This is a genomic window from Streptosporangium nondiastaticum, assembly GCF_003011965.1.
GTDB classification, from domain to species: Bacteria; Actinomycetota; Actinomycetes; order Streptomycetales; family Streptomycetaceae; genus Streptomyces; species Streptomyces nondiastaticus.
Genome location: NZ_PXWG01000083.1, coordinates 21,492 through 27,684 on the forward strand (window position 1 = coordinate 21,492; position 6,193 = coordinate 27,684).

General features: G+C 72.9%; 5 protein-coding genes. 2 read left to right on the forward strand and 3 right to left on the reverse strand.

Annotated elements, in window-relative coordinates; translation table 11 throughout:
- Window positions 1-8: 8 nt before the first annotated feature.
- A complete protein-coding gene (locus B7P34_RS24230; RefSeq protein ID WP_106679762.1) occupies window positions 9-728 on the reverse strand; it encodes an SDR family oxidoreductase in 720 nt (239 codons plus the stop codon).
- Between the two features lie 191 nt (window positions 729-919).
- On the opposite strand from B7P34_RS24230, the gene B7P34_RS24235 reads away from it, so the two are divergent.
- On the forward strand, window positions 920-1,783 hold the full coding sequence (locus B7P34_RS24235; protein WP_189383015.1) for a LysR family transcriptional regulator: 864 nt from the start codon (window positions 920-922) through the stop codon (window positions 1,781-1,783).
- Window positions 1,784-1,877: 94 nt separating this feature from the next.
- Here B7P34_RS24235 and B7P34_RS24240 read toward each other — a convergent pair whose 3' ends face one another.
- The gene (locus tag B7P34_RS24240) at window positions 1,878-3,251 is read right to left on the reverse strand and encodes a DUF445 domain-containing protein (protein WP_223268175.1); all 1,374 of its coding nucleotides are present in this window, start codon (window positions 3,249-3,251) and stop codon (window positions 1,878-1,880) included.
- A gap of 273 nt (window positions 3,252-3,524) precedes the next feature.
- Between B7P34_RS24240 and B7P34_RS24245 the strand changes: the two genes are divergently transcribed.
- Window positions 3,525-4,850, forward strand: a complete 1,326-nt coding sequence (locus B7P34_RS24245; RefSeq protein WP_106679751.1) for an SGNH/GDSL hydrolase family protein — start codon at window positions 3,525-3,527, stop codon at window positions 4,848-4,850.
- A 200-nt stretch (window positions 4,851-5,050) separates the two neighbouring features.
- Here B7P34_RS24245 and B7P34_RS24250 read toward each other — a convergent pair whose 3' ends face one another.
- The gene (locus tag B7P34_RS24250) at window positions 5,051-5,698 is read right to left on the reverse strand and encodes a DUF1707 SHOCT-like domain-containing protein (RefSeq protein WP_106679753.1); all 648 of its coding nucleotides are present in this window, start codon (window positions 5,696-5,698) and stop codon (window positions 5,051-5,053) included.
- Window positions 5,699-6,193: the final 495 nt, after the last annotated feature.

Consider the following 6,193-nt stretch of genomic DNA (forward strand, 5'->3'; position numbering starts at 1 on the left):
CGGGCCTGTCACGCGGCCTGTCCGGTCGCGGCCAGTACCAGTTCGCGGACGGTGATCCGCTGCGGTTGCTCGTAGACCCAGCGGACCGCCTCCGCGATCTCCTCGGCCGCCGGCAGTTCCACCGCATCCTTGAACGCCTGGTAATCGGCCTTGGCGGCCTCGTCGGTGGTGTGCGACAACAGGTCCGTACGGACCGCGCCCGGGGCGATGGTCACCACCCGCACTCCGTGCGCGGCGACCTCCTCGCGCAAGCTCTCCGAGATCGCGTGCACCGCGGCTTTGGTGCCGCTGTAGACGGTGTGCTTCGGGTAGCTCTTGAGACCTGCCACCGAGCCGATGTTGATCACCGTGCCGGTTCCGCGGTCGACCATGCCGGGCAGTACCGCGGCGATGCCGTTGAGCAGGCCGCGGACGTTCACGTCCACCATCCGGTCCCATTCCCGCGCCGGCTGCTCGGCGACCTCGCCGAGCAGCATCGTCCCGGCGTTGTTCACGATCGCATCAGCGGGACCGAAGGCGGCCTCGGCCTCGGCGACCGCCGCGGCCACCGCGGCGCGGTCGGTGACGTCCACCGCCCGCGCCAGCGCGTGGGGCAGGCCCAGGCCGGTGAGCCGGTCGAGGCGACGGCCGAGCAGCAGGAGCGGGTGGCCGCGGTCGGCGAAGGCGCGTGCGACAGCCGCGCCGATGCCCGAACCGGCGCCGGTGATGACGATGAGCGGCTGTGCCACGGCGTGCTCCATTCCCATGACTTCTCTCATGGCTTCTCTCATGGCTTCTCTCATGGCTTCTCTCATGGCTTCTCTCATGACTTCCGGATACGGCCTCCGAGCGGGACCTCCGGAGGCGACGTCATCAACCCTGCTCACACGGCGACATGCGAACAATGCCGAACCTCGCAACGATCGATAACCTGAGGGTTATGGAAAGCCGTGAGATCGAGATCTTCCTGACGCTCGCCGAGGAACTGCACTTCGCGCGCACCGCCGAGCGGCTGCTCGTCTCGCAGGCCCGGGTCAGCCAGACCATCAAGAAGCTGGAGCGCCGGTTCGGCACCGCGCTGTTCGAGCGGACCAGCCGCAGGGTCGCCCTCACTCCGGTAGGCCGTCGCCTCCGGGACGACATCGGCCCGGCGTTCGCACGCATCCGAGAAGGCATCGCGCGTGCGACCGAGGCCGGCCAGGGTACTGCCGGACCGCTGCACGTCGGCTTCTCCGGGGCGCTCCAGGGTGACCTGGCGCTCTCCGTCCAGACCGCCTTGCGCGCCGGCAACCCCGAGTGCGAAGTGCGGCTCCGTGAGGTCCCCGAAAGCGATCCGTACGGCCTCCTCCGGTCCGGCGAGGCCGACCTGGCAATCGTCCGGTTCCCCGTCAGCGAACCGGACCTGACGGCCGGTCCGGTGCTGATATCCGACGCCGTGATGCTCGCCGTTCCCGCCCGCCACCGGCTGGCCCGCCGCGACGCGGTCAGCGCAGGCGATCTCACCGGCGAGAGCGTGCTGCCGGCCGGCTCGCTCCAGGAGACGCTGGCCCGGGTCGGCGCCGGCCATGGCGTCCATCCCGTTCCGAGCCAGACCGCGGTGTACCAGACCCGCCCGACGATCGCCTTCGTCCCCTATCCGGACGCGCCACCTGCCGAGTTCGGTGCGGTATGGCGGACAGCGGCGGACAACGCCCGGATCCGTGCCTTCGTCGCCGCCGCCGCTGCCCTGGTGCGTACGGAAGGCGGCCCCGCGCAGGTCTGCGGAGCCTGCCGGGCCGACGCCACGAGCCCCGCGCCCCGGTGAACGCGCGGCGGACCGTCCGGCGTCCACGGAAACGGGGTCAGGACACGCCCTCGCGCCCGGCCCCGGCCCGATCGCCGGCCCGGCCCCGGCGGCCCTAACCCCCCAGCCCCCTCGTCAGCCCGTAGATGCACAAGCCCGCCAGCGCCCCCACCACCGTGCCGTTGATGCGGATGAACTGCAGGTCCCTGCCGATGTGGGCCTCGATCTTGCGGGACGTGTGCTCCGCGTCCCAGCTCGCGATCGTGTCCGTGATGAGAGAGGTGATCTCGTCGCGATAGGTCGTCACGACGTACACCGCCGCGTCCTCCAGCCAGCCGTCGACCTTCTGCCGCAGCCGGTCGTCGGCCGCCATCCGCGAGCCGAGCGACAGGATCCCCGCGCGGACGCGCAGCCGCAGCTCGCTCCGCTCGTCCTCCGCCGCCGCGACGATCATGCCGCGGACCGACGCCCACACCGACGCGATGACGTCCTGGACCTCGCCCCGGCCGAGTATCTCGGACTTCAGCCGCTCGACCCGGGCCCGGGTGTCCGTGTCGGACTGCAGGTCGCGGGCGAAGTCCGCGAGGAAGCGGTCGACGGCGCCCCGCGCCGGGTGGTCGGGCATGTCGCGCATCTCGGCGGCGAAACGGAGGAGTTCCTTGTACACCCGCTCGCCGACCTTGCGGTCGACGAACCGCGGCGTCCACCCGGGCGCGCCCCCGGTGACCGCCCCCATCACGGAATCGCCGTGCGCGACGAGCCAGTCGTGGGCGCGGACGCACACGAGGTCGACGACGCGCCGGTGCCCGCCGTCCGCGACGACCTTCTCCAGCATGGCGCCGATGCCGGGCGCGACCTCGGCGGCGTCGGCGCGCCGGGTGATGGCCTCGCCGACGACGGCCTGGACGTCGGAGTCCCGCAGGACGGTGAGGGCGCCGCGCACCGCCGTGGCCAGCTCGGCGGTGACGCGGTCGGCGTGCTCGGGGCGCGACAGCCAGGTGCCGAGGCGGGAGGCGATGCCGACGGTGCGCAGCCGGAGGCGGACGACGTCGCCGGAGAGGAAGTTCTCGCCGACGAAGTCGCCGAGGCTCCGGCCGAGCTGGTCCTTCTTGGTGGGGATGATGGCGGTGTGCGGGATGGGGAGGCCCATCGGGCGCCGGAAGAGGGCGGTGACGGCGAACCAGTCGGCGAGGGCGCCGACCATGCCCGCCTCGGCCGCGGCCGCCACGTAGCCGGCCCAGGCCCCCGCGCCCGCCGACTGCCCCCACTTCGCCAATCCGTACACCAGTGCGACCGCGAGCAGGAGGCCCGTGGCCAGGGCCTTCATCCGGCGGACGCCGCGGCGCTTCTCCTCGTCGGCCGCGCTGTAGGTGAGAGCGCCCGGCGGAACGGGCATCACCCGTTCGGCGGTATCCGCACCGCCCTGCGCGCCGCCTCCCGCACCGCCCTCCGTCCCCACGCCGCGTTCGCCGTCAGGCGACCCTTCCATCCGCACCACCCGTTCCAGCCGACTTCCGTGCATTGTCCTTACCCGGCCTACTCCTGGAACGGACCGGGAGTTCCCCGCGTCTGACAAGTCGCATGTGACACGTTGCATGACCCCCCGGACCGACGGGCGCTCCCCACGGGCGCACCCCGAGACCACCGTGGGATCATGGAACGGCGATCGGACCGCGAGGGCGCTGTTGCTGATCAGTCGCTGTTTCCGTCCCCGGTTCCGCACCGGAGCTGCCCGCTCCGCCTCTTCCAGGAGAGACCCGCAATGAACAGGCCACCCCTGCCCCGCGGTACGGCCTACGCCGTACTCGCCGCGCTGGCGGCCGTCGTGATCATCGTCTCGACCGCGATATTCCTCGGGACCGGCGGCCGGGACGGGCGGGCCGCGACCGGCTCGCACGAGAACCACGGATCCGCCGAGCCCGCCGCCACCGGGCAGTGGGTGGGCTCCTGGGCCACCGCGCCGGCGGCCGCCGAGCCGAACACCGCAGGCGGCTACGCCGGCATGTCCATCCGCAACGTGCTCCACACCAGCATCGGCGGCACGGGCGCCCGCATCCAGCTCTCCAACCTGTACGGCACCACGCCGCTCGCCGTCACCCACGCCTCGCTCGCCGTCGCCGCGGCCCCCGGCTCCCCCGCCGCCGCGCCCGGCAGCATGCAGCGGCTGACCTTCGCCGGGCAGCCCACGGCGACCGTCCCGGCGGGCGGCTCCCTGCTCAGCGACCCGGTCCGCATGGTCGTCCCCGCCGCGGCCGACCTGCTCGTCACCACGTACTCGCCCACCCCGTCCGGGCCGGTCACCTACCACCCGCACGCCCGGCAGACGTCCTTCGTCGCGAAGGGCGACCACACCGAGGAGCCCCTCGGCACCGCGTACACCACGAAGACGCCCTACTGGCGCTACGTGTCGGCCGTCGACGTCTGGACGCAGGAGGCGCACGGCGCCGTCGTCGCCCTCGGCGACTCCATCACCGACGGCGTCACCGCCACCGCCGGCAGCAACCACCGCTGGACGGACTTCCTGGCCGCCCGGCTGCGCACGGAGCCGGGCGCCCCGCGCTACGGCGTCCTCAACGAGGGCATCAGCGGCAACCGCATACTGCTCAGCAACGCCCCCTCACCCACCGCCAACAACCTCAGCGGCGTCTCCCGCTTCGAGCGGGACGTGCTCGGCCGCACGGGCGCCCGCGTCGTCGTCATCGCCCTCGGCGTCAACGACATCCTGCGCAAGCCGCAGGTCGACAACCCGCAGCAGATCATCGACGGACTGCGCTCGATGGTGCGGCGCGCGCACGAGCGCGGACTGCGCGTGGTCGGCTCGACGCTGATGCCGTTCAAGGGGCACAAGGGCGTCGTGGAGCGGCAGGAAGTCACCCGGCAGGGCGTCAACCAGATCATCCGCTCGGGCGGCGTCTTCGACTCCGTCGTCGACTTCGACCGCACGCTCCGCGACCCCGCCGTCCCGGAGCGCCTGCTCCCGGCGTACGACTCGGGGGACCACCTGCACCCGAGCGACGCGGGGTACGAGGCGATGGCGCGGGCGCTGGACCTGGAAGCGTTGAAGGGCGAGGCGGCCGCGGCTCTGTAATGCGCGGCACGTGTGGGTTCCGGGGATCCTGTGTTCCGCCGGACCCACGCCGTGGGGGTTCCTCGCCGTGGCGGCGGAGGCTTTTCGCCGGGCTTCGCCGCTGGAAGGCCCGCCGTGCCGCCGGCACGCTCTCCCGCCGCAGCGGTGAGCAACCACCGCGTGCCTGTCCGGCGGTGCCGGACTCACCGGCGGCGTACGGCCTACTCCAGTTCCCGGTGACGGGCCTCGCGGAGGCGGCGCCGTTCCGCCTTCGTGGCCTTGCGGTCCACGCCCACGCCGCCCCAGAAGGCGAAGCCGGTGACGCGGACGCGCGGGGAGCCCGGCGTGCCCGCCCCCGAGGCCTTGTCGTCGAAGCCGCCCATGATGCCGACGCCGCCGACGTGGACGTCGAGGTCCGGCGGCACGGTGACCTGCATGCCGCCCATGATCGCGATGCAGCGGATGACGACCTCGCCGTCCTCGAAGCGCGCCTCGCGCAGGTCGATCTCGCCGCCGCCCCAGAAGGCGAAGGCGGTGAACCGGCGCGGCACCGTCCACGTGCCCTTGCGCTGGAAGCCGCCCATGACGCCGATGGCGACGGGCCCGCTCACGGGGCCGCCACCGATGCGCGAGGCCCAGTCCGCCGCGGCCGGCGCGGCCGCGGCGCCCGGGGACTTGACGAGGGAGACGGCCGCACCGCCGCCCGGCGCCGGCAGGTCCCGTACGAGCGGTTCCAGCTCGCCGTGCGTCCTGGCCTTGTACGCCGCTTCCAGGCGCTCCTCGAACTCCTCCATCGTCAGCCGGCCCTCGGCGACGGCCTCCCGCAGGGCTTCGGCGATGCGCTCCCGCTCAGCGTCCGAAGCGCGCATTTCTGGAAGTTCGCTCATCATACGAACAGCGTAGCGAGCGGAATTGTCGATTCTGGCCCGCTGCGCGGCAGGACACGGCAGGACACGGAAAGGAGACCGATAGGGGACATTCACCGCAACAGCCCCGCGCAGGCGCATCTCGTACCGCATCCCGTCGTTGAACCGGAAAAGCGGCGGCCGCGGCCGCGGGTTTGTCACCCGCCGGAGTGGGCGGCCTGCCCCCGGACGGCCGAGCCGGGCAGGCCCGTTGCGGTACGCGCCATTGGCGCGGAACGCATGATGCGACAGTGTTCGACGGGATGCGCGACGTGTACGAAGCACAGTGGACCGCCCGACACGAGACCGCGCCGCCGTGACCGAACCAACGGCGGCGGCCGAGGAGTCCCTACAGACATGAGCGACGAGCACGCACAGCGGGCCGCCGGGGGCGGCCGGGGCGCACCGGCGGGCTGGGCGCCGAGGGCCGGCGAAGGCCCGGGTCGCGGCGGGCACGGC